Consider the following 1,139-nt stretch of genomic DNA (forward strand, 5'->3'; position numbering starts at 1 on the left):
CATCAGCATAATGGTCGTTTTTGAAGATTTCTAAAAAGAGAAGCGGTTCATCACCGATGTTTTCAACGTAATGACCCATTGCAAATGGCACATACCCGACATCACCGGCTTGGTAATTAAACGTTCTGGCATGGCCGTCAGATGCAAAAACGGTCATTCTAGCTTTACCGGAGATGTAGTATTGCCATTCATGGGTATTCGGATGCCAGTGCAGTTCTCTCATGGCGCCGGGTTCTACTGTTACGAGTGCTGATGCGATGGTTTTAGACACTTTGAAGTTTGTCGAATCTGCAATGTATACTTTTCCTCCCTCAGATGCGATCGGCTCTTGTTCAAGAAGGCGGTAAGTAAATGGATAAGGCACTTCGCCATTCGGCCCTTCCACAATATCATCTTTTAAGCTGCCAGGAAGTTGGTTTTCAAATATATATTTTTCTTTGCCAGGTAAATTGGCAATCTCTTCTTTTGTCACGCCGAAGTTCGCAGCAATGACTTCTTTTGGAGTGTGGGCAAGCCAATCTGTCAGCTGGAACGTGCTGTTTTCAGAGAATGATCCATCGTCAAACACGAGCAGGAACTCAGCTCCCTCATCCAGCGCTTGGATGGAGTGCGGCAGGCCTGACGGGAAGTACCAAAGGTCTCCTTCACCTACATCGTCAATAAAGCTGCGCCCTTTTTCATCTACAATTGTGACTCTTGCACTTCCGTAAATCATATAAGCCCATTCAGCTTCTTTATGCCAGTGAAGCTCGCGAATCGCACCTGGCTTCAGCCGCATATTTACGGATGCAAGGTTTTCTGAAATCGGCAATTCACGTACTGTCACTTCACGGGCATATCCGCCTTTTTCTAATCGGTTATGAGTATCAGAGAACGAAAACTTCATATTGCTGACGGTGCCATGATCGGTTTCAGGCGGAACGAGCATATCAGGATTTTGCCGGTCTCTTTCAATATTGCGCGGGATTTTTACCGTTGCTCCTTTGTCTCCTCTAATTGGCTGCGGAATGTCATTTTGTTTTTTCATGAAATGTTTCCTCCTTACATTTAATTGTGATAGCAGAAAGAGAAGGTGAAAGGCCTTTCGTTTTCCCTTCTGTTTTGTTAAGTGAAAAAAATCAGCGAAAAGTCAACTTTGA

Annotated in this window: 1 protein-coding gene; it reads right to left on the reverse strand. The window is 44.5% G+C overall.

Annotated features, from left to right (window positions below; all coding sequences use genetic code 11):
- Nucleotides 1-1,027, reverse strand: a 1,027-nt coding sequence (gene oxdC, locus ACWHAR_RS22535) for an oxalate decarboxylase (RefSeq protein ID WP_452087887.1), incomplete at its 3' end; no start/stop codon positions are given.
- Between the last annotated feature and the right edge of the window lie 112 nt (nt 1,028-1,139).

The sequence above is a fragment of the Bacillus sp. LR--39 genome (assembly GCF_053613335.1).